This window comes from Streptomyces macrolidinus (genome assembly GCF_023887685.1).
Taxonomy (GTDB): Bacteria; Actinomycetota; Actinomycetes; order Streptomycetales; family Streptomycetaceae; genus Streptomyces; species Streptomyces macrolidinus.
In genome coordinates this window covers 160,191-181,029 of the sequence record NZ_JAMWMR010000007.1, presented here as the reverse complement: position 1 = coordinate 181,029, position 20,839 = coordinate 160,191, and the positions used below count along the sequence as shown (strand labels likewise).

Here is a 20,839-nt window from a genome sequence, read left to right as displayed (position 1 = left end):
TTCAATTCCGGACACAGGAAGCCACGGAGGCCCCTTCGATTCCGGACGCAGGAAGCCACTGCCCCGCACCGTGGGCAACAGTGGGCCTCGGGCGGCAGCCCGGCCTGCGTCGACGCACTCGCAGAACACCGACGGGCCCCGCACCTCGAAAGGTGCGGGGCCCGTGTGAGCGCGTGCGCGACGCGGCTGCCGTCAGGTTTAGACGGCGGCCGGGTCCTCCTCGACGAGGAGGTTGCGGGTGCGGTTGGAGTCGACCAGGATGCCGGGGCCCATCGTGGTGCTGATGGCGGCCTTCTTGATGTAACGACCCTTGGCGGCGGACGGCTTCAGACGGAGGATCTCCTCCAGAGCCGCGCCGTAGTTCTCCACCAGCTTGGTGTCGTCGAAGGACACCTTGCCGATGATGAAGTGCAGGTTCGAGTGCTTGTCGACGCGGAACTCGATCTTGCCACCCTTGATCTCGGTGACAGCCTTCGCCACGTCCGGGGTCACGGTGCCGGTCTTGGGGTTCGGCATCAGACCACGGGGACCGAGCACGCGGCCGAGGCGGCCGACCTTGCCCATGAGGTCCGGGGTGGCGACGACGGCGTCGAAGTCCAGACGGCCCTTCGACACCTCGTCGATCAGCTCGTCGGCGCCGACGATGTCGGCGCCCGCGGCACGAGCGGCCTCGGCACGGTCACCGGTCGCGAAGACCAGGACCCGGGCGGTCTTACCGGTGCCGTGCGGGAGGTTCACGGTGCCACGGACCATCTGGTCGGCCTTGCGCGGGTCGACACCCAGACGGAAGGCGACCTCGACAGTGCTGTCGAACTTGGTCGTGGAGGTCTCCTTGGCGAGACGGACGGCCTCGAGCGGGGCGTACAGCTTCTCCCGGTCGACCTTGGCGTCCGCAGCGCGGAGAGCCTTGCTGCGCTTGCTCACAACTGCTCCTGTGTTGTTCTGAAAGGAGGCGTGGTACGGGCCGAGCAGGCCCTGCCACGTGCGGCCCTCGGGCCGCGGTTTCTACGAAGGTGGGGTTCAGCCCTCGACCGTGACGCCCATGGAACGCGCGGTACCGGCGATGATCTTCGCGGCGGCGTCCAGGTCGTTGGCGTTGAGGTCGGGCATCTTCGTCGTGGCGATCTCGCGGACCTGCGCCTCGGTGATCTTGGCGACCTTGGTCTTGTGCGGCTCGCCGGAGCCCTTCTCCACGCCCGCGGCCTTGAGGATCATCTTGGCGGCCGGCGGCGTCTTGGTGATGAAGGTGAAGGAACGGTCCTCGTAGACCGTGATCTCCACCGGGATGACCCAACCGCGCTGCGACTCGGTCGCGGCGTTGTAGGCCTTGCAGAACTCCATGATGTTGACGCCGTGCTGGCCCAGCGCCGGGCCGACCGGCGGAGCCGGGTTGGCGGCACCGGCCTGGATCTGGAGCTTGATGAGCCCCGTGACCTTCTTCTTCTTGGGAGGCATAGCTCTCCGGGTCCTTTCGATTCGGGTCCTGCCCGCTCCCGGGTGCCACCCGGATGCAGGCATACCGCACAACGATAACGGGTATAGCTGTGCGGCCAAAAACCGACCAGGTCAGGCAGGCTGGGACAGCCCGCCTGACCTGGTCGGAAGCGATAGGTCCAGAAGCGACTAGTTCTTCTGGATCTGGTCGAAGGAAAGCTCGACCGGCGTCTCGCGGCCGAAGATCTCCACCAGGCCCTTGACCTTCTTGGAGTCGGCGTTGATCTCGTTGATGGTCGCCTGCAGCGTCGCGAACGGGCCGTCGGTGACGGTGACCGAGTCGCCCACCTCGAAGTCCAGTACCTGGACCTCGACCTTGCGCTGCGGCGCCGGCTTGCCCGCGGCCTCGGCGGCCTCACGGGCGGCCTTCTCCTCCGCCTCCGGGGCGAGCATCTTGACGATCTCGTCCAGGGTCAGCGGGTACGGGTCGTAGGCGTTGCCGACGAAGCCGGTGACACCGGGGGTGTTGCGGACGACGCCCCAGGACTCGTTCGTCAGATCCATGCGCACCAGGACGTAACCCGGGAGCTTGTTCTGGCGGATGGTCTTGCGGTCGCCGTTCTTGATCTGGACGACCTCTTCCTGGGGCACCTCGGCCTGGAAGATGTAGTCCTCGACGTTCAGCGAGACGGCGCGCTGTTCGAGGTTGGTCTTCACGCGGTTCTCGTAACCGGCGTACGTGTGGATCACGTACCACTCGCCGGGAAGGGCGCGCAGCTCCTGGCGGAGCTTCTCGACCGGGTCGAGGTCGGGCTCCTGCTCACCCTCGGCGGCCTCGTCCTCGGCGGTCTCTTCCTCGTCCACGACGTGCATGGCGGCCTCTTCGGCCGGCTCGCCCGCGGTGGCTTCGGCAGCCTCGGCCTCGTCGCCCTCGTCCGCGCCCTCGACGATCTCGAGCTCGTCGTCCACGGACTCGACGGCCTCGGGCTCGACGGCCTCCCCGCGCGGCTCCTTGGCGTCGTTCAGGTTCGGGTCAGACACGGTGGCTGCTTCTTCCTGGATACATAGGGGTGGAACATGCGAAACGGACGCCGGGCACCGCGGCGTCCTTCGCGCTCGGCTCAGCCGAAGACGTACTTGGCAGCGTGGTTGAGCCCATAGTCAATCAGAGTCACCAGCGCGATCATGATCGCGACGAAGAAGATCACCACGGTGGTGTAGGACGTGAGCTGGTTTCGCGAAGGCCAGACGACCTTGCGCAGCTCCGCGATGATCTGACGGTAGAAGAGGGCAAGGCGCTTCAGCGGGCCCTTCTTGGCTCGCTTGCCACCCTTGCGGGTCTTCTTCTCCTGCACGTCGTCCCTGGCGTCAGGCATGTCGATGGAGCCCACGGCATCCGTCACTCGTCCTCACCTGATTCCGGGTCGTGGCCGTGCCGCGCCCGGTTGAGCCGCACGGCGAGTGCAATACGTACGTACTGTGCGCACACTTCCTGGTCGGGGAGTGTGTAGCAGGGCCGGAGGGACTTGAACCCCCAACCGCTGGTTTTGGAGACCAGTGCTCTACCAATTGAGCTACGACCCTTTGCTGCGTACCCCAACGTACCGCATCCGGACGGGTGCTCGGTGTGCACCAGCTCGATCGCGGTTCGCCGAAGGCCAACGAGGTGAGAGTGTACGTGCTTCGGGGCCGGGCGTCGAACAGAAAGTGCTCGTCGGTGCTGTGCGGGGGCGAGATCGACGCCGGATCGCCTGAAGATCCACCACTTCAGGGCCCGGCCGCGGACATGTGTTCCCGCCCTGCCCCCTGGTGGCCTCGATCCCCGTCGAGGGGCCCCGGAGCAGCGGCTTCCGCGGAAAGTCAAACCGGAGTGTCCGCGGCGAATCCGGTCTGGAACGATGGGTCCCATGAGCGCTGCAACCCCTCCCACCGAGCGCCGGGTCTCCGCCCGGATCGGCGCGATCTCCGAGTCCGCCACCCTTGCCGTGGACGCCAAGGCCAAGGCCCTCAAGGCCGCCGGACGCCCTGTCATCGGCTTCGGTGCAGGCGAGCCGGACTTCCCGACGCCGGACTACATCGTCGAAGCGGCCGTCGAGGCCTGCAAGAGCCCGAAGTACCACCGCTACACGCCGGCCGGCGGTCTGCCGGAGCTGAAGGCCGCCATCGCCGCGAAGACGCTGCGCGACTCGGGCTACGAGGTGGACCCCTCCCAGGTCCTGGTCACCAACGGCGGCAAGCAGGCGATCTACGAGGCCTTCGCCGCGATCCTGGACCCGGGCGACGAGGTGATCGTCCCGGCGCCGTACTGGACCACGTACCCCGAGTCGATCCGGCTGGCCGGCGGTGTCCCGGTGGAGGTCGTCGCGGACGAGACGACCGGCTACCGCGTCTCCGTCGAGCAGCTCGAGGCGGCCCGCACGGAGAAGACGAAGGTCGTCCTCTTCGTCTCGCCCTCGAACCCGACCGGCGCGGTCTACAGCGAGGCCGACGCCGAGGCGATCGGCCGCTGGGCGGTCGAGCACGGCCTGTGGGTGCTGACGGACGAGATCTACGAGCACCTGGTCTACGGCGACGCGAAGTTCACCTCGCTGCCCGCGCTCCTGCCCGAGCTGCGCGACAAGTGCATCGTGGTCAACGGTGTCGCCAAGACGTACGCCATGACGGGCTGGCGCGTGGGCTGGCTCATCGGCCCGAAGGACATCGTCAAGGCCGCGACCAACCTCCAGTCGCACGCCACGTCCAACGTGTCGAACGTCGCGCAGATCGCGGCCCTGGCGGCCGTGTCGGGCGACCTGGACGCGGTGGCGAAGATGCGCGAGGCCTTCGACCGGCGCCGCCGGACCATCGTGCGGATGCTGAACGAGATCGAGGGTGTGGTCTGCCCCGAGCCCGAGGGCGCCTTCTACGCGTACCCGTCGGTCAAGGGCCTGCTCGGCAAGGAGATCCGCGGCAAGCGCCCGCAGACCTCGGTGGAGCTGGCCGCGCTGATCCTGGAGGAGGCCGAGGTCGCGGTCGTCCCGGGCGAGGCCTTCGGCACGCCCGGCTATCTGCGTCTGTCCTACGCCCTCGGTGACGAGGACCTCGTCGAGGGTGTGAGCAGGATCCAGAAGCTGCTCGCGGAGGCGCGGGACTGACCTCCCCGCTCCGGATGCTCCGGGGACCTGTCGCCACCCCAGCGGGAAGGCGGCAGGTCCCCGTTTGTTTGTGCGGGCAAGACCACGGACGGTGAAAGCGCTACCGGTGGGGCGGGGACCTGCGGCACGATCTGGGAATGGAGCGTGTACGTGATCTCTCTGAGCTGCCGAAGGCCCATCTCCACCTGCACTTCACGGGGTCGATGCGGCCCACCACCCTGCTGGAACTGGCCGACAAGCACGGCGTCCGGCTGCCCGACGCGCTGACCGAGGCGCTGGTCAGCGGGGAGCCGCCGAAGCTGCGGGCGACCGACGAGCGGGGCTGGTTCCGCTTCCAGCGGCTGTACGACGCGGCGCGGTCGTGTCTGCGGGAGCCGGAGGACATCCGGCGGCTGGTGCGGGAGGCAGCGGAGGAGGACCTCAGGGACGGCTCGGGCTGGCTGGAGATCCAGGTGGACCCGACGTCGTACGCGCCGCGCCTCGGCGGTCTGATCCCGGCGCTGGAGATCATCCTGGACGCGGTGGAGACGACGGTCCGGGAGACGGGCCTCGGGATGCGGGTCCTGGTCGCCGCGAACCGTATGAAGCATCCGCTGGACGCGCGCACGCTGGCCCGGCTGGCCGTGCGGTACCAGGACCGCGGGGTGGTGGGCTTCGGGCTCTCGAACGACGAACGCCGGGGCATGGCACGGGACTTCGACCGGGCGTTCGCCATCGCCCGCGAGGGTGGCCTGCTGTCGGCGCCGCACGGCGGCGAGCTGACCGGGCCCGCGTCGGTCCGCGACTGCCTGGACGACCTGCACGCGACCCGGATCGGCCACGGGGTGCGGGCCGCGGAGGACCCGCGGCTGCTCAAGCGCCTGGCGGACCGGGGGGTGACCTGCGAGGTGTGCCCCGCCTCGAACGTGGCGCTCGGCGTCTACGAGAAGCCGGAGGACGTCCCCCTGCGCAGGCTCTTCGAGGCGGGCGTCCCGATGGCGCTGGGCGCCGACGACCCGCTGCTGTTCGGTTCCCGGCTCGCGGCCCAGTACGAGATCGCCCGTCACCACCACGGCTTCACGGACCGCGAACTGGCCGAGCTGGCACGGCAGTCGGTGCGCGGCTCGGCCGCCCCCGAGGACATGAAGGCGAAGCTGCTGGCCGGGGTGGACGACTGGCTCAGCGGCCCGGGGGCGGTGGAGCGGGAGGCCGCCTGCTGACGGCCTCCCCTGCCCTGCTCAGAGGCTCACGCCCACCGTCACCGGCTCGTTCACCAGCGTGATCCCGAAGGCGTCCCGGACCCCGGCCACGACCTCGCGGGCCAGGGCGAGCAGGTCCTCGGTGGTGGCTTCGCCGCGGTTGGTGAGGGCCAGGGTGTGCTTGGTGGAGATACGGGCCGGTCCGGATCCGTACCCCTTGGTGAAGCCCGCCTTGTCGATCAGCCAGGCCGCCGACGTCTTGACGCGTCCGGGGCCCGCCGCGAACGCGGGCGGCTGCGCCTCCTCGCCGAGGCGCTCCTTCACGCGCGCGTGGAAGGCGGCGAACTCCTCGTCGGTGAGGATCGGGTTGGTGAAGAACGAGCCCGCGGACCAGGTGTCGTGGTCCTCGGGGTCCAGGACCATCCCTTTCCCCGCGCGCAGCTTCAGAACGGTCTCCCGGGCGGCGGTGAGCGGTACGCGCTCGCCCGCCTCGACCCCGAGGACACGGGCCGTCTCGGCATACCGGAGGGGAGCGGAGAGCCCCTGCGCGTCCTCCAGTTCGAAGCGGACGCGCAGCACCACATAGCGCTCGGGGTCGGCCTTGAAGCGGCTCGCGCGGTACGAGAACGCGCACTCCTCGTTCGTCAGCGTGACCGTCGTACGCTCCCTGCGGTCGTACGCGACCACCTCGCTGATCGTCGAGGAGACCTCCTGGCCGTACGCGCCGACGTTCTGGATCGGGGTCGCGCCCGCGGAGCCGGGGATCCCGGAGAGGCACTCGATGCCGGCGAGACCGGCCTCGACGGTGCGGGCGACGGCGTCGGTCCACACCTCGCCCGCGGCCACCTCCAGCCTGGTGCCGTCGAGGGCGAAGCCCGTCGTGGCGATGCGCAGGGCGGTGCCGTCGAAGCCCTTGTCGCCGATGATCAGATTGGATCCGCCGCCGATCAGCAGCAGCGGGACACCGGAGTCGTCGGCCTCCTGGACGGCGGTGATCACCTCGGCGTCGGTGGTGGCGGTGATCAGGCGGGTGGCGGGGCCGCCCAGCCGGAAGGTGGTCAGCGGGGCGAGCGGGGCGTCGTGGAGTTCCAGCACGGGCCCAAGACTACGAGACGGCACTGATCGCTCCGCAGCGCACACGGACGGCCCCGCCCGAGGACCGGGCGGGGCCGTCGTTCGTCATGTTCGCCATGTTCGCCACGTTCGTCGCGCGAGCCTCAGGAGGCGGCTGTCTCCAGGGCCGGGGCCGTCGGCGCGTCGGTCGTGTCCCCCACGTCGGCCGGATCCCCCACGGCACGCCGCCGGGCCGGGACGACCAGGGCGGCGACGGCCGCGAGGGCGACGACCACGGCCCCCACCCAGAGGGCCGGACGCAGTCCGTCCACGAAGGTCTGCGGGGTCTCGTAGCCGCCCTGCGCGGTGAAGACCGACGACATCACCGCGATGCCGAGCGCGCCGCCGACCTCGCGCAGGGCGTTGTTCGCGCCGGACGCGATGCCCTGCTCGTGGGGCCGGACGCTGGACATGACCAGGGTGAAGGCCGGTGCGAAGTAGAGGGACATCCCGATGCCGCTGAGGATCAGTGCGGGCAACTGGGCCGCGTACGACGCGTCCGCGGTGACCACGGTGGCGTAGCAGACGAGCCCGACGGCCTGGAAGACGAGTCCGGCGGCGACGACCGGGCGTCCGCCGAAGCGGTCGGAGAGATACCCGGCGACGGGTGCGATCAGCATGGGCATGCCGGTCCAGGGGAGCATCCGCAGGCCCGCCTGGGTCGGCGAGTAGCCGAGTACGCCTTGCAGATACTGGCTGAGCAGGAAGATCGAGCCGAACATCCCCAGGAACATCAGCAGGCTCGCGGTGTTGATCCCGGAGAAGGCGCGGGACCGGAAGAGCCGCATGGGAAGCATGGGGTTCTTGTGGCGGATGCCGTGGTGGACGAAGGCGAAGAGCAGCGCGGCGCCCGCGAACAGGCCGGTCAGGACGAGGGGGCTGGTCCAGCCGTCGGCCGGGCCGCGTACCAGCCCGTACACGATCCCGAAGAGACCGCCGCTGACGAGCAGGGTGCCGGGGATGTCGAGCGGGGAGTCGCTGCCGTACGACTCGGCGAGGCGGAGGCGGGCGAGCGGCATCACGGCGAGGCCCAGGGGGACGTTCAGCCAGAAGATCCAGTGCCAGGACACGTGTTCGGTGAGGCTGCCGCCGATGAGGGGCCCGGAGGCGACGGCGAGTCCGTTGACGGCGCCCGAGATCCCGTACGCCATCCCGCGCTTCTCGACCGGAACGGCGGCGGTCAGCAGCGTCAGGGTGAGCGGCATCATGACGGCCGCGCCCATGCCCTGCACCGCGCGGGCCGCGATCAGGGAGTCGATGCCGGGCGCCATGGCCGCGGCGGCGGAGGCGGCGGTGAAGATGCCAAGGCCCACGAGGAAGAGCCGTCGGCGCCCGAACCGGTCACCGAGGGCAGCGCCGAACATAAGCAGGACCGCGAAGGTGAGCGTGTACGCGCTCACGGTCCACTCCAGGTCGTCCAGCCCGCCTCCGAGGTCCTTGCGGATGGAGGGCAGGGCGGTGGTGACGACGAGGTTGTCGAGGCTCGCCATGAATCCGGCGAGCCCGGTGATCACAAGGGCCCAGCCCACTCCCCCGCGCCGTGCTGTCTGCTGCTCCGACTGCTGCTCTGACATCGCTCCCCCAGCGGGTAGTCGCTCGAATTCGAGATCAGGTATTGAGATTAGTTATCGATCACTTACTTTTGCGGTCATGCGAAGGCCGTGACGAAGACGGGCGACGGAGCCGGGCGAAGCCCCTGACGCAGCCCCCTCACTCCACCGTTTGCACGCCCTGCCCCTCCGGCCGGTCCTCGCCCCGAGCCGACAGGTACAGCCCCTGCCAGACCCTGTGCTCGTGCGGGAACCCCATGGCCGCGAGGGTGTTGACGAGCATCCCGTACGCCAGGAACGTCGTGGTCTCGTTCACGTCGGCGCCCAGCGGCAGATGCACCGTCTCCCAGAGCTTCATCCATCCGGCCCGGACGGACTCGCCGAACTCGCGCTCCCCCTCGGCCTCGGCGGCTGCCACGGCGAGGTACGTCTGCATCTGCATCTGGAGCTTCTCGGGGTGCTCCGCGATCAGTCGCGCATACGCGGCTGCCATGGCATGCAGGGCCTCCTCGCCCCCCAGCCCCCGGGCCGCCTCCTCGAAGACCTCGCACACCTCCTCGATGCACCGGTGCGAGACAGCGGCGAAGATCGCCTTCTTGCTCGGGAAGAGCCGGAAGAGATAGGGCTGCGAGACACCCACCCGCTTGGCGATCGCCTCGGTGGAGGTGCCGTAGTAGCCCTTCTGCGCGAACTCGGTCATCGCCGCGCGAATGACGCTCTCGCGCCGCTCTTCGGCGCTCATCCTGACCATGCGACGAAGTTAGTGCTCAATCACTAACTTCGTCAAGCGGTCCGACACGCCCTGGTCCGCACGAAGGGGCGCCCGCGGCAGCGGACGCCCCTTGGGCTTCGACCCGATCGGCCCGTCAGGCCAGTCGTACGACCGCCCGCGACATCCCGAGGACCTTCTGGCCCGCGCTGGTCGCCGTGAGGTCGACGCGGACGGTGTTGTCCGCGAGCTTGGCCGCGACCTTGCCGCTGACCTCGATGAGGGCGCCCTGGTCGTCGTCCGGGACGACGACGGGCCGGGTGAAGCGGACGCCGTACTCGACGACCGCGCCCGGGTCGCCCACCCAGTCGGTCACCACGCGGGCCGCCTCGGCCATGGTGAACATGCCGTGCGCGATCACATCCGGCAGGCCGACCTGCCGGGCGAACCTCTCGTTCCAGTGGATCGGGTTGAAGTCACCGGAGGCGCCCGCGTACTGCACGAGCGTGGCTCGGGTGACGGGGAAGCTCTGCGCCGGCAGTTCGGTGCCGACCTCGACGGCGTCGTACGCGATCTTCGCGGTCATCCGCGTCACGCCTCCTCTTCCGGCGCACGGGCCACGAGCTTGGTCCAGGCGGTCACCACATGCTCACCGGCCTCGTCGTGGACCTCGCCGCGGATGTCCAGGACGTCGTTGCCCGCGAGGGACTTGATGGACTCGATGGTCGAGGTGACGCTCAGCCGGTCACCGGCGCGCACCGGACGGCGGTAGGCGAACTTCTGGTCGCCGTGCACCACCCGGCTGTAGTCCAGGCCTAGCTGGGGGTCCTGGACGACCTGGCCCGCGGCCTTGTAGGTGATCGCGAAGACGAAGGTCGGCGGGGCGATCACATCGGTGTGGCCGAGCGCCTTGGCGGCCTCCTGGTCGACGTAGGCCGGGTTGGCGTCTCCGATCGCCTCCGCGAACTCGCGGATCTTCTCCCGGCCGACCTCGTACGGGTCGGTGGGCGGGTAGGACCGCCCCACGAAGGACTGGTCGAGCGCCATGGCCCGGCACCTCCTGGTTGTTCAGCGGGTTCGGCGGACGTGACCGATTCTGCACCCCGTGGGCGAGACCCGTGGGCGAGCAGTTCCGCCGCAACGCCGCGAGGCCGCCCCCTCATCAGTGGGGACGGCCTCGCTACGAGCCTTGGTTATCGCGTCTCGCGGTGCGCGGTGTGCGCGTTGCAACGCGGGCAGTGCTTCTTCATCTCAAGACGGTCCGGGTCGTTGCGCCGGTTCTTCTTGGTGATGTAGTTCCGCTCCTTGCACTCCACGCAGGCCAGCGTGATCTTCGGGCGGACGTCGGTGGCAGCCACAGGAGTGCTCCTTGACGAACAGGGTGGACGAAATCTAACGCATGAAAGAGTAGCCGATTGAAGGACCGACCCCGCAATCGGCTACTGTAAGTAGCGGTGACCGGACTTGAACCGGTGACACAGCGATTATGAGCCGCTTGCTCTACCGACTGAGCTACACCGCTGCGATGCGATCGGGCCCCGCCTTACGGCGGGTACCTCTCCCATCAGAGCCCCAAAACGGAATCGAACCGTTGACCTTCTCCTTACCATGGAGACGCTCTGCCGACTGAGCTATTGGGGCGAGCGATGAAGACATTACACGGTCGCCTGCCGTTCGCCCAAATCCGTTTCGCGGCACCCGCCCCGGCCTGTTCCCCCCGGCTCTCACGACGGTTCCCGAGCCCCTCGCGCACGGCTGCGACAGGCGCCCGCGGCGCGCCGGAGCGAGGACCGAAGCGGAACGGACGGCCCACCGGGCCACGCCGGTACGACTATTGCGCTCTTCCCTGTCGTGGCCTGCTCGCCGCCCTAGGCTCGACTCACTCTGCGTGATCTTCCCTCGTGAGCGCAGCCGCCCCCGATCCCCAGGAACGCGATGGCCGACAGCCGACCGCAGCCTCCCCCTCCCTCGCCCTCGCCGTCGGGACCGTCCGACGCGACCGGCCTGCTGCTGTGCGGGGCCCGGCTGACCGACGGCCGGACCGTGGACGTACGGCTGGGCAGCGGGCGCATCGAGGCGGTCGGCACCGCCGGCAGCCTGGCGGCGGGAAGCGTCGGGGCGCGTGTCGACCTCGGGGGCTATCTGCTCCTGCCCGCCCCCGCGGAGCCGCACGCGCACGGCGACACGGCCCTTTCGGCGGACGGCGACGGACCGGTGCCGCACGCCCTGGAGGAGATCCAGCGCCGTATCACCGAGGCCGCCCTGCTCCAGTTGGGCCACGGCGCGACGGCGCTGCGTTCACATGTGCACATTGGTGACGTCCATGGTCTGGACGCGCTGGAGGCGCTGCTGGGGGCGCGGCACTCGCTCGGCGGGCTGGCCGAGCTGACGGCGGTGGCGATGCCGCGGGTGCTCACCGGGGCCGCCGGTGCCAACGGGCTCGCGATCCTGCGGGACGCGATGAAGATGGGCGCCGCGGTGGTGGGCGGGTGTCCGGACACGGACCCCGATCCCACCGGCTATGTCGAGGCGGTTCTCGAACTGGCCTCCGAGTCCGGCTGCCCGGTCGATCTGCACACGGACGCCGACGACCCGGTGCGCCTGGCCCGGCTCGCGGCGATGGCGGGCGGGCTGCGCCCCGGGGTGACCCTCGGCCCGTGCGCCGGTCTGGGACGGCTTCCGACGGAGGCCGCCGCCCGTGCCGCCGACCAGCTCGCGGCCGCCGGAGTGACCGTGATCTGTCTGCCGCAGGGGGGCTGTGGCGGCGTCGAGCGGCGCGGCGGCACGGCTCCGGTGCGGCTGCTGCGGTCGGCCGGGGTGCGGGTGGCGGCGGGCAGCGGGGCGCTTCGGGACGTGTCGAACCCCGTGGGGCGCGGGGATCCGCTGGAGGCCGCGTATCTGCTGGCGTCGCGGGACGGACTGAGCCCCGAGGCGGCGTACGCCATGGTGAGCGCGTCGGCACGGGCCGCGCTCGGCCTGCCCGAGGTCCGCGTGGAGGCCGGCTTCCCCGCGGAGCTTCTCGCGGTACGCGGCGACCGGCTGGCGGGCGCGCTCTCGCTCGCGTACAGCCGCGTGGTGGTGCACCGGGGGCGCGTGGTGGCGCGTACGAGCGCGGTCCGGGAGTACTGCGACTCGGCGGCCGTGGCGCTGGATCTGCCTCGGCAGGGGCGGGTGACGGAGGCGTAGGGCGGGGGACGTGAAGTGCTCGTATGCGCGGCGCAGGTGCACGCGTGCGGACGAGACATGCGCGTGCGGACGAGACATGGGCGAACCGCACATGGGTGACATGGGTGGACCACACATAGGTGAACGACACATGTGCGAACGAGACATACGTGAAGTCGCACGGTGATCGCACGGCGAAGGCGTCCGTCCGGGCGTACGGTCGGAAACATGCGCACTGTCATCGCTGGTGGTCATGGTCAGATCGCGCTGCGGCTGGAGCGCTTGCTCGCCGCGCGCGGCGACGAGGTGGCGGGGATCATCCGTCATGCGGAGCAGTCCGACGACCTGCGGGCAGCGGGCGCCGAACCGATCGTGTGCGATCTGGAGTCGACGTCGGTCGAGGAAGTCGCGGGGCATCTGGAGGGGGCCGACGCGGCCGTCTTCGCGGCGGGCGCGGGTCCGGGCAGCGGCGCGGACCGCAAGCACACCGTGGACCGGGACGCGGCGATCCTGTTCGCGGAGGCGGCAAAACGGGCGGGCGTCCGCCGCTTCCTCGTCGTCTCGTCCATCAACGCGGACCCGGAGCACACGGGCGACGAGGTCTTCGACGTCTACCTGCGTGCGAAGGGCGAGGCCGACGCGTACGTCCGCGCCCACAAGTCCCTGGAGTGGACGATCCTGCGCCCCGGCTCGCTGACGAGCGACGCGGGCAAGGGCCTCGTACGCCTGGAGGCACACACCGGCCACGGCACGGTCCCGCGTGACGATGTGGCGGCCGTCCTGGCGGAACTGATCGACACGCCCGCGACGGCCGGTCTGACCCTGGAACTGGTCAGCGGTTCGACCCCGGTGTCGGTGGCCGTGAAGGCAGTGGCGGGGAACTGAGGTCTCGTCAGGTGGGCGCGGGACTCGGAAGAGCGGGACTCAGAAGAGGGGAAGCTGACCTGGGAACTCCGGCAGGGCGTAGCCATCGAGGGTGGGCTGTGCCGCGTCGGCCTGGGCGAGCCTGCGGGACCCGGCACACGAGACGAGCGTCCCGTCACCCCGCGCCCCGGGCGGGTCGTGCCGCGCGAACCGCCCCGCGACGACGGCGATTTCCCGACGGCACTCGGGACAACTCCTGCGGCGTGACGACATGCCCTCAGCGTACGACGGACGGCTCTCTGTGCCTCCCCCGCTTTGCTCTCCCGTACTGACGTGCGGCTAGTTTGTCCGGAGGACAAGTACGCAGGCCCGTGGCGGCAGACATGCACGGGGGACGGGGAGGTCGGGGAGAGTGTCGCTGCGCGGGGGTGATCCGGCCGAGATCGGCGGCTATCCGCTCGAGGCGCGGCTCGGCTCGGGTGGCATGGGCACGGTCTATCTGGCCCGTACGAGTTCGGGGCGGCCTGTCGCGATCAAGCTGATCCACCAGCAGTTCGCGGGGGACGACGAGTTCCGCATCCGTTTCCGGCAGGAGGTGGCCGCGGCGAGGCGGGTGAGCGGCGCGTTCACCGCCGCCGTGGTCGACGCCGACCCCGAGGCCGATCAGCCATGGATGGCGACGACCTATATCGAGGGGGACACGCTCGCCCAGCACATCGCCGCGAAGGGCCCGCTGGACGGCGCGGAGCTGAGGAAGCTCGCCATCGGACTGGCGGAGGCGCTGCGCGACATCCACCGGGTGGGGGTCGTTCACCGTGACCTCAAGCCCTCGAACGTCGTGCTCTCGCCCGAGGGCCCGCGCGTCATCGACTTCGGCATCTCACGCGCCGTGGACCAGCAGACGCTGACGATGACGGGGCGCGTCATCGGTACGCCGCCCTTCATGTCGCCGGAGCAGTTGCAGGCGCCGCGTGGCGTGGGGCCGCGGTCCGATGTCTTCTCGCTGGGGACGCTGCTGGTGTACTCGGCGACGGGCCGCGGGCCCTTCGACGCGGACAGCCCGTACATGACGGCCTATCAGGTGGTGCACGAGGAGCCGTCGCTGGGCGCCGTACCAGCGGCTCTGCGCGCGATCGTCGAGTCGTGCCTGGACAAGGAGCCCGCGGGGCGCCCCTCTGCGGACGAACTCCTCGTGCTGTTGCGGGACTTGCCGTCGGACCTCGGCGGGACCGACGCGAACGGGGTCGGCGCGGGCTGCACCCGTGACGTGATCACCCAGCATCACCTCGCGACGGCGGGCACCCCGGCCCCGGCCGGTCCCGATACAGCGAGCACGAGCTCCCCCGTCGGCCGTCGTCCGCGTCGCCGATGGCGTCCTGTGCTCGCGGCGGCGCTCGCGGTGGCCGCGATCGGCGGGGGCGGCGTCGCCCTGAAGGCGGGCGGCTTCGGGGGGAACAGCGGCGGCGACAAGGGCAGGAGTGTCGCGGCAGCGGGTGCCGCGCTTCCGGACGGTTTCAAGCCGTGGCGCACGACTGTGCCGGGCGGTCGCGCGGACATCCCGGACGAGTTGCGTTGCGTAGCGCGCGGCGACGCGGCGTTCTGCGGGGGCGGCGGTGTCGTCGCGGCCCGTATCGAGGTCCGGGACGGCTCGCGGGTGTGGACGGCGAAGAGCCCGGGCGTCCCCGTCCAGGGCATGCACCTGGTGGGCGCCACCGACGACACGGTGCTCGGATACCGCTTCGCCGCCCAGGACGCACCGCAGGGCCCTCCCAGCGAGGTGGTGGCCCTCGACGCCGACAGCGGCCGGGAGTTGTGGTCCGTACCGTCCGGCGCCCAGTCGACGGCCGTCACGGGTCGGACTCAGGACGCCGTCGTGGTCGGCTCCGCCGTCGTGACGGTCGACGCTTCCGACTCCCGCTTCGAGGCCCGGGACGCGCACAGCGGTGAGGTCGCCTGGACGACAGCGTTCCCCGCGGGGACGCGGTGCGCTCCCGTCCTGGTGGGCACGCGGCTCCTCGCGATGTGCGCGACGGACACGGAACTGGACGCCTCGGAGGTGCGCCACCCCACCCTGTACGAGGTCGACCGCGCCTCGGGGAACCTGGGCAGGCCCATCGCGGTCGACGGCCCCGCCGTGCCGGTGGGCGTCGCCGACGGAAGACTCGTACTCCTTCAGGAGCACCTGGAGGGACCGGCGTTGGCCGGCTACGACGGGGTGGCCCGGGTCGACCCCGCCTCGCGGAAGGTCACGTACTCCCGGCTGACCAAGACATACGCGGGGACGCCGGGCATGGCGGACGGCACCGTCTACGTGAGCGGGCAGACCGGTCTCGTCACCGCGCTCGATCCCGCGACCGGCCGGAAGAAGTGGTCGCGGCAGACGAGCGTGGAGGGGGCGTCGGGTCCCGTCGCGGGAGCGGACGCGCTGTATTTCAGCTCGGCCACCGGCCGAGTGGTCGCGCTGTCGCCGGACGACGGTGAACCCCTGTGGACGACGGACCCGCGGGCCGATGGTCTGACGGGCGAGCAGGGCGCGAGCCCGCGCGTGACCGTTGCGGGGCGTGTGGTGATCGTGGCCGCGGCAAAGAACACCCTCTTCGCCTTCGACACGCAGAAGCCACCGAAGTCGGGCTGATCCGGGCGGCACGGGACATCGGCCGCGCCAGGTCGGCCGCGCTCTCGACCGGCCCTTCCCGCCCTTCTGCACGCGGAGTTGGGGCAGCACGGCACCGACGGCCGCCTCTTTATGATCTTCCCCACGCCAGGGTGTCCTTCGACAACGAAGAGACCCCCTCTGACCTGCCCTAAGGGCTGGTCAGAGGGGGTCTTCCTCTCTGTGGCGGCGCCAGGATTCGAACCTGGGAAGGCTGAGCCGGCAGATTTACAGTCTGCTCCCTTTGGCCGCTCGGGCACACCGCCAAGTTTGCTGCTGTGGAGTCCACCTCTCGGCGGTGCTCCCCGGCAACGACGTAAACGATACCTGATGCACGGGGGTGCTTCGCCACCCCATAGATCAGCAGCCCACGGGGGGTGGGGTGGCTAGGCTTATGCGGATGCGGCCCGGGATCGATGCCGGGCCGGGCGGCCCGGTCCCGCACGCCGATACGCACCCCGATCCATCCCGATACAAGGAGCCACAGGACATGGCCGACTCCAGTTTCGACATCGTCTCGAAGGTCGAGCGGCAGGAGGTCGACAACGCCCTCAACCAGACCGCCAAGGAGATCTCTCAGCGGTACGACTTCAAGAACGTCGGCGCCTCGATCGCCTGGTCCGGCGAGAAGATCCTGATGCAGGCCAACTCCGAGGACCGGGTGAAGGCCATCCTCGACGTCTTCGAGTCGAAGCTGATCAAGCGCGGCATCTCGCTGAAGTCGCTGGACGCCGGTGAGCCGCAGCTCTCCGGCAAGGAGTACAAGATCTTCGCGTCGATCGAGGAGGGCATCTCCCAGGACAACGCGAAGAAGGTGGCGAAGATCATCCGCGACGAGGGCCCGAAGGGCGTCAAGGCGCAGGTGCAGGGCGACGAACTGCGCGTCAGCTCGAAGAGCCGCGACGACCTCCAGGCCGTGATCGCCCTCCTGAAGGGCAAGGACTTCGACTTCGCGCTGCAGTTCGTCAACTACCGGTAGAGCTACGGCAGTTACGGCAGTTCACCGAACATACGACGAAGGGTGGTCGTCCCGGAACGCGGGCGGCCACCCTTCTCCGCTGTCGACCGGGGCTTCGGTCGTGCGCTCAGCGGCGTGAGTCGCCGAACAGGACGCGGTAGACGATCAGCAGCACGAGAGAACCACCGATCGCGGCGAGCCAGGTCGTGCCGTCGTAGAAGTGCTTGGTGACCGGGTGGTGCAGCCAGCGGGAGGAGATCCAGCCTCCGATGAAGGCACCCGCGATGCCTATGAGGGTCGTGCCGATGAGGCCGCCGGGGTCCTTGCCCGGCAGCAGGAACTTGGCTATGGCGCCTGCCAACAGCCCCAGAACGATCCAGCTCACAACGCCCATGCCGTGACCCTGCCTCTCACACTGTGTCTGCGCCGTGCTCCTGCTCAGGTCAGGCCGCGTTCATGCGTCGACGCCGCTGCTCGATTTCCGTCGGTCTTCCTCGGTCGCGCTCGCTCCCGCGCTTCGTACGACCGTGTCGTCATGAGGAAGGACGCCTCGGCAACCGTCGCCGGTTGCCCCGGGTCGGTAGGGTTCGGTGCCGTGACACAGCCCGGGGCACAGCGACCCGGTGACATGGGATTGCGCCGCACCCTCGGCGTCGGGGACGCCGTCGTCATCGGGCTTGGTTCGATGGTCGGTGCCGGGATCTTCGCGGCCCTGGCCCCCGCGGCGCGCGCGGCGGGGTCCGGGCTGCTGTACGGGCTCGCGGTCGCCGCTGTGGTCGCCTACTGCAACGCGACCTCCTCGGCGCGGCTGGCCGCCCTGTATCCCGCCTCGGGCGGCACGTACGTGTACGGGCGCGAGCGGCTCGGAGCGTTCTGGGGGTATCTGGCAGGCTGGTCGTTCGTCGTCGGGAAGACGGCCTCCTGTGCGGCGATGGCGCTCACCGTGGGCGCGTACGTCCGGCCGGGGCAGACGCACGCGGTGGCGGTGGCGGTCGTGGTCACGGTGACCGCCGTGAACTACGGCGGTGTGCGGAAGTCGGCTCTGCTGACACGGGTGATCGTCGCGGTGGTCCTGGCGGTCCTCGCTTCCGTGGTCGTCGTGTGTCTGGGGTCGGGTACCGCTGATGCCTCGCGACTGGCCGTCGGGGGCGCGAGCGTCACAGGGGTGCTCCAGGCGGCGGGACTGCTCTTCTTCGCCTTCGCCGGGTACGCGCGGATCGCCACCCTCGGAGAGGAGGTACGGGATCCGGCGCGCACCATCCCGCGCGCGATCCCCCTGGCCCTGGGCATCGCGCTGGTGGTGTACGTGGTGGTGGCTGTCGGGGTCCTTTCCGTGCTGGGTGCGGAGGGGCTGGGGCGTGCGGTGGCACCGCTGGCCGACGCGGTACGAGCGGCGGGCGTGCCCGGTCTCGCGCCGGTGGTGCGGGTGGGCGCCGCCGTGGCCGCCCTGGGCTCGCTGCTGGCGCTCCTCCTCGGCGTCTCACGGACCACGCTGGCCATGGCGCGCGACCGGCACCTGCCGAGCGCCCTGGCCGCCGTGCACCCGCGCTTCCAAGTGCCGCACCGGGCCGAGATGGTTGTGGGGACCGTGGTGGCCGCGCTCGCCGCGACGGTGGACGTGCGGGGCGCGATCGGCTTCTCCTCCTTCGGGGTGCTGGCCTACTACGCGATCGCCAACGCGTCTGCCTGGACGCTGAGTCCGGCGCCGGTGTCGCGCGTCGTACCGGCTGTCGGACTCCTCGGGTGCGGCGCGCTGGCGTTCGCCTTGCCGGGGGTGTCGGTGAGCGTGGGCGTGGTGGTGCTCGGCGTGGGAGTGGTGGCCTACCACGTACGGCGGTGGGGTGCCGCGCGGTAGCCGCCAGGGCGCGGCAGGACCTCTCGCGAGGCTCCGGCCGTCGTACGGTCCGGGCTGCCTTCGCCGCCCGAGTACGCCTCACCTCTCCCCCGCCGCACGGCTGTCGGCGCGGAGATGTCTCCTACGGCGTCGGCCCGGCAGCCGTACGTATCGGGAAGTCCTCCCACGGCGCCAACTCTGCACCGTCGTTGTGCTCTTCGTACCAGCCTGTGCCGTCGAGCCAGGCCTGGAGCCACTCCGCGAGGCCGGGGGCGTCCAGATACCAGGCATGGCCGGCTTCGTCGGCGTTCGGGTCGTAGAGCAGGACCGTGCCGTGCGGGGTGCGGCAGTCCACGCACGCGTACATTCCGCAGCCCCAGTGGGATATCGGCAGAACGCCCTCGGGCCAGGGCCAGGTGGGATCCGTGCGGGCGCTCTCGCGGTTGGCGAAGTACTGCGGGACGGCGGCCGGTTCGCCGGCCGGTGAGCTGTCGAGCAGGGGCAACAGGCCGTACTCCGGGCCGAATCCGCCGTCCCCGGTCCGCAGATACAGCGCGGCGAGCAGTGGCGGCAGGGAGAAGCCCAGGGACTCCTCGGCGCGAGCGAGCGCGGCTTCGCTCGCGGGCTGCGGGAGCGAAGGCCAGCCCCACGGGCGGGTGGTGCGAGCCCGCTCCGCCACTCTGTCCAGCAACTGCTCGTTCTCGGTCATGGGTTCATGATGCAGGGAACCACTGACAGCCGGGGCTGCCTGTGGATAACCCTCGGCGCCTTACCGTGAACGGCTTGTCAACGTGTCGCGAACGGCTGGTTCGTAGGCACGATCTCGCGCCCCAGCGGCAGCAACGAGACCGGAATGAGCTTGAAGTTGGCGATGCCGAACGGGATACCGATCACCGTGACGCACAGCGCGATGCCCGTGACGATGTGGGCGATGGCCAGCCACCAGCCCGCCAGGACCAGCCACAGGACGTTGCCTATGCAGGACGGCGCGCCCGCGTCGCGGCGCTCGACCGTCGTATAGCCGAAGGGCCACAACGCGTAGACGCCGATACGGAAGGAGGCGATGCCGAAAGGTATGCCGATGATGGTGATGCAGAGCAGCACCCCCGCGAACAAATAGCCCAGGAACAGCCAGAAGCCGCTCAGGACCAGCCATATCACGTTCAGAATCGTCTTCACCGCTGGCGACCTGCCATCTGTTCGAGTCGGGCGATACGTTCCGCCATGGGCGGGTGTGTGGAGAACATCTTGGAGAGACCCTGCCCTGGGCGGAAGGGGTTGGCAATCATCATGTGGCTCGCCGTCTCGATCCGGGGCTCGGGAGGCAGCGGGAGCTGGCTGGTGCCGATCTCCAGCTTGCGCAGGGCACTGGCGAGCGCGAGGGGGTCGCCGGTCAGCCGGGCTCCGGAGGCGTCCGCCTCGTACTCCCTGGAGCGGCTGATGGCGAGCTGGATGACGGACGCGGCGAGCGGGCCCAGGAGCATGATCAGCAGCATGCCGAGAAGGCCGGGACCGTCGTCGTCGTCCGAGCGGCCGACCGGGATCAGCCAGGCGAAGTTCACCAGGAACATGATCACTGAGGCAAGTGCACCGGCGACCGACGAGATCAGGATGTCGCGGTTGTAGACATGGCTCAGCTCGTGCCCGATGACGCCGCGCAGCTCGCGTTCGTCGAGGATGCGGAGGATGCCGTCGGTGCAGCACACGGCCGCGTTGCGCGGGTTGCGGCCCGTCGCGAACGCGTTCGGCGCGTCCGTCGGTGAGATGTACAGGCGGGGCATGGGCTGCCGGGCCTCGGTGGAGAGCTCGCGGACCATGCGGTACAGCGCGGGTGCCTCGAACTCGCTGACCGGGCGCGCGCGCATCGCGCGGAGAGCGAGCTTGTCGCTGTTCCAGTACGCGTACGCGTTCGTGCCGATCGCGATGAGGGCCGCGACGATCAGGCCGGTACGCCCGAAGAAGCTGCCGATGACGATGATGAGCGCGGACAGTCCCCCGAGGAGTACTGCGGTCCTGAGCCCGTTGTGCCGGCGGTGCACGGTACGCCCTCCAAGTGGTGCGGCAGGGGAACCCCTTGTCTGCGGATGCTGTTGACTCCACTCCTCAGTGGACCCTCCCGTACTGGTCAACGCGAGGCGGGAAGGCCGAGTTCCCTGGTGCGCGGCCCGGAGCCGGGGAGCTGTCCGGGTGACCTGGCGGCACCGCCACGCGCGCGTGCCGCGTTGTACGACCGCGCGCGTGAGGGCG

The 20,839-nt window shown here is 70.1% G+C and carries 22 protein-coding genes and 4 tRNA genes; 7 read left to right on the top strand and 19 right to left on the bottom strand.

The window, feature by feature from the left end; all coding sequences use genetic code 11:
* Positions 1–198: 198 nt before the first annotated feature.
* From rplA to NGF19_RS11390, 5 genes are all read right to left on the bottom strand, one after another.
* On the bottom strand, positions 199–924 hold the full coding sequence (gene rplA, locus NGF19_RS11410; RefSeq protein ID WP_252424589.1) for a 50S ribosomal protein L1: 726 nt from the start codon (positions 922–924) through the stop codon (positions 199–201).
* A gap of 96 nt (positions 925–1,020) precedes the next feature.
* A complete protein-coding gene (rplK, locus tag NGF19_RS11405) occupies positions 1,021–1,455 on the bottom strand; it encodes a 50S ribosomal protein L11 (RefSeq protein WP_053846805.1) in 435 nt (144 codons plus the stop codon).
* Between the two features lie 168 nt (positions 1,456–1,623).
* Positions 1,624–2,475: a transcription termination/antitermination protein NusG gene (nusG, locus tag NGF19_RS11400; protein WP_252424587.1), complete on the bottom strand. Its 852-nt coding sequence runs from the start codon at positions 2,473–2,475 to the stop codon at positions 1,624–1,626.
* An 80-nt stretch (positions 2,476–2,555) separates the two neighbouring features.
* Complete coding sequence (gene secE, locus NGF19_RS11395; RefSeq protein WP_252424585.1) at positions 2,556–2,837, bottom strand: preprotein translocase subunit SecE; 282 nt, start codon at positions 2,835–2,837, stop codon at positions 2,556–2,558.
* Positions 2,838–2,945: 108 nt separating this feature from the next.
* Positions 2,946–3,018, bottom strand: a tRNA-Trp gene (locus NGF19_RS11390).
* A gap of 323 nt (positions 3,019–3,341) precedes the next feature.
* Between NGF19_RS11390 and NGF19_RS11385 the strand changes: the two genes are divergently transcribed.
* Positions 3,342–4,568 (top strand): pyridoxal phosphate-dependent aminotransferase, encoded by a 1,227-nt coding sequence (locus NGF19_RS11385; protein ID WP_252424584.1) that lies wholly within the window; start codon positions 3,342–3,344, stop codon positions 4,566–4,568.
* Between the two features lie 137 nt (positions 4,569–4,705).
* Positions 4,706–5,767: an adenosine deaminase gene (locus tag NGF19_RS11380; protein ID WP_252424582.1), complete on the top strand. Its 1,062-nt coding sequence runs from the start codon at positions 4,706–4,708 to the stop codon at positions 5,765–5,767.
* An 18-nt stretch (positions 5,768–5,785) separates the two neighbouring features.
* On the opposite strand, the gene NGF19_RS11375 is transcribed toward NGF19_RS11380, so the two are convergent.
* The 8 genes from NGF19_RS11375 to NGF19_RS11340 all read right to left on the bottom strand — a co-directional run bounded on the left by NGF19_RS11375 (position 5,786) and on the right by NGF19_RS11340 (position 10,759).
* The gene (locus NGF19_RS11375) at positions 5,786–6,841 is read right to left on the bottom strand and encodes a UDP-N-acetylmuramate dehydrogenase (RefSeq protein ID WP_252424580.1); all 1,056 of its coding nucleotides are present in this window, start codon (positions 6,839–6,841) and stop codon (positions 5,786–5,788) included.
* 122 nt (positions 6,842–6,963) lie between these two features.
* Complete coding sequence (locus NGF19_RS11370; protein WP_252424578.1) at positions 6,964–8,433, bottom strand: MFS transporter; 1,470 nt, start codon at positions 8,431–8,433, stop codon at positions 6,964–6,966.
* Positions 8,434–8,569: 136 nt separating this feature from the next.
* Positions 8,570–9,160 carry a TetR/AcrR family transcriptional regulator gene (locus tag NGF19_RS11365; RefSeq protein ID WP_252424576.1) on the bottom strand — a complete coding sequence of 197 codons (591 nt, stop codon included), beginning with the start codon at positions 9,158–9,160 and terminating at the stop codon, positions 8,570–8,572.
* A gap of 115 nt (positions 9,161–9,275) precedes the next feature.
* Complete coding sequence (locus tag NGF19_RS11360) at positions 9,276–9,704, bottom strand: MaoC family dehydratase (RefSeq protein WP_252424574.1); 429 nt, start codon at positions 9,702–9,704, stop codon at positions 9,276–9,278.
* Between the two features lie 5 nt (positions 9,705–9,709).
* Positions 9,710–10,165, bottom strand: coding sequence for a MaoC family dehydratase N-terminal domain-containing protein (locus NGF19_RS11355; protein ID WP_252424572.1), 456 nt, complete (start codon positions 10,163–10,165; stop codon positions 9,710–9,712).
* 146 nt (positions 10,166–10,311) lie between these two features.
* Positions 10,312–10,476 (bottom strand): 50S ribosomal protein L33, encoded by a 165-nt coding sequence (rpmG, locus tag NGF19_RS11350; protein ID WP_004571794.1) that lies wholly within the window; start codon positions 10,474–10,476, stop codon positions 10,312–10,314.
* A gap of 91 nt (positions 10,477–10,567) precedes the next feature.
* Positions 10,568–10,640: transfer RNA gene (locus tag NGF19_RS11345), tRNA-Met, on the bottom strand.
* A gap of 46 nt (positions 10,641–10,686) precedes the next feature.
* Positions 10,687–10,759, bottom strand: a tRNA-Thr gene (locus tag NGF19_RS11340).
* Positions 10,760–11,053: 294 nt separating this feature from the next.
* On the opposite strand from NGF19_RS11340, the gene NGF19_RS11335 reads away from it, so the two are divergent.
* Together NGF19_RS11335 and NGF19_RS11330 are read left to right on the top strand one after the other, a co-directional pair.
* Positions 11,054–12,304 carry an amidohydrolase family protein gene (locus tag NGF19_RS11335; RefSeq protein ID WP_252424570.1) on the top strand — a complete coding sequence of 417 codons (1,251 nt, stop codon included), beginning with the start codon at positions 11,054–11,056 and terminating at the stop codon, positions 12,302–12,304.
* 207 nt (positions 12,305–12,511) lie between these two features.
* On the top strand, positions 12,512–13,168 hold the full coding sequence (locus NGF19_RS11330) for an SDR family oxidoreductase (RefSeq protein WP_252424568.1): 657 nt from the start codon (positions 12,512–12,514) through the stop codon (positions 13,166–13,168).
* Positions 13,169–13,207: 39 nt separating this feature from the next.
* Here NGF19_RS11330 and NGF19_RS11325 read toward each other — a convergent pair whose 3' ends face one another.
* Positions 13,208–13,420 (bottom strand): hypothetical protein, encoded by a 213-nt coding sequence (locus NGF19_RS11325; protein ID WP_252424566.1) that lies wholly within the window; start codon positions 13,418–13,420, stop codon positions 13,208–13,210.
* Positions 13,421–13,559: 139 nt separating this feature from the next.
* Between NGF19_RS11325 and NGF19_RS11320 the strand changes: the two genes are divergently transcribed.
* On the top strand, positions 13,560–15,782 hold the full coding sequence (locus NGF19_RS11320; RefSeq protein ID WP_252424565.1) for a serine/threonine-protein kinase: 2,223 nt from the start codon (positions 13,560–13,562) through the stop codon (positions 15,780–15,782).
* Between the two features lie 202 nt (positions 15,783–15,984).
* On the opposite strand, the gene NGF19_RS11315 is transcribed toward NGF19_RS11320, so the two are convergent.
* Positions 15,985–16,066: transfer RNA gene (locus NGF19_RS11315), tRNA-Tyr, on the bottom strand.
* Positions 16,067–16,290: 224 nt separating this feature from the next.
* Between NGF19_RS11315 and NGF19_RS11310 the strand changes: the two genes are divergently transcribed.
* Complete coding sequence (locus NGF19_RS11310; protein ID WP_252424563.1) at positions 16,291–16,779, top strand: YajQ family cyclic di-GMP-binding protein; 489 nt, start codon at positions 16,291–16,293, stop codon at positions 16,777–16,779.
* A gap of 106 nt (positions 16,780–16,885) precedes the next feature.
* Here NGF19_RS11310 and NGF19_RS11305 read toward each other — a convergent pair whose 3' ends face one another.
* Entirely contained in the window at positions 16,886–17,152 is a 267-nt protein-coding gene (locus NGF19_RS11305) for a GlsB/YeaQ/YmgE family stress response membrane protein (RefSeq protein WP_252424561.1), read from the bottom strand.
* Positions 17,153–17,386: 234 nt separating this feature from the next.
* Here NGF19_RS11305 and NGF19_RS11300 point away from each other — a divergent pair, with 234 nt between their 5' ends.
* Complete coding sequence (locus NGF19_RS11300) at positions 17,387–18,613, top strand: APC family permease (protein ID WP_252424729.1); 1,227 nt, start codon at positions 17,387–17,389, stop codon at positions 18,611–18,613.
* Positions 18,614–18,734: 121 nt separating this feature from the next.
* Here NGF19_RS11300 and NGF19_RS11295 read toward each other — a convergent pair whose 3' ends face one another.
* The 3 genes from NGF19_RS11295 to htpX all read right to left on the bottom strand — a co-directional run bounded on the left by NGF19_RS11295 (position 18,735) and on the right by htpX (position 20,631).
* Positions 18,735–19,301, bottom strand: coding sequence for an SMI1/KNR4 family protein (locus NGF19_RS11295; protein ID WP_252424559.1), 567 nt, complete (start codon positions 19,299–19,301; stop codon positions 18,735–18,737).
* A gap of 77 nt (positions 19,302–19,378) precedes the next feature.
* The gene (locus NGF19_RS11290) at positions 19,379–19,771 is read right to left on the bottom strand and encodes a YccF domain-containing protein (RefSeq protein ID WP_252424558.1); all 393 of its coding nucleotides are present in this window, start codon (positions 19,769–19,771) and stop codon (positions 19,379–19,381) included.
* Positions 19,768–20,631, bottom strand: a complete 864-nt coding sequence (gene htpX / locus NGF19_RS11285; protein WP_252424557.1) for a zinc metalloprotease HtpX — start codon at positions 20,629–20,631, stop codon at positions 19,768–19,770. The genes NGF19_RS11290 and htpX overlap by 4 nt, the downstream gene beginning before the upstream one ends.
* Positions 20,632–20,839 lie beyond the last annotated feature (208 nt).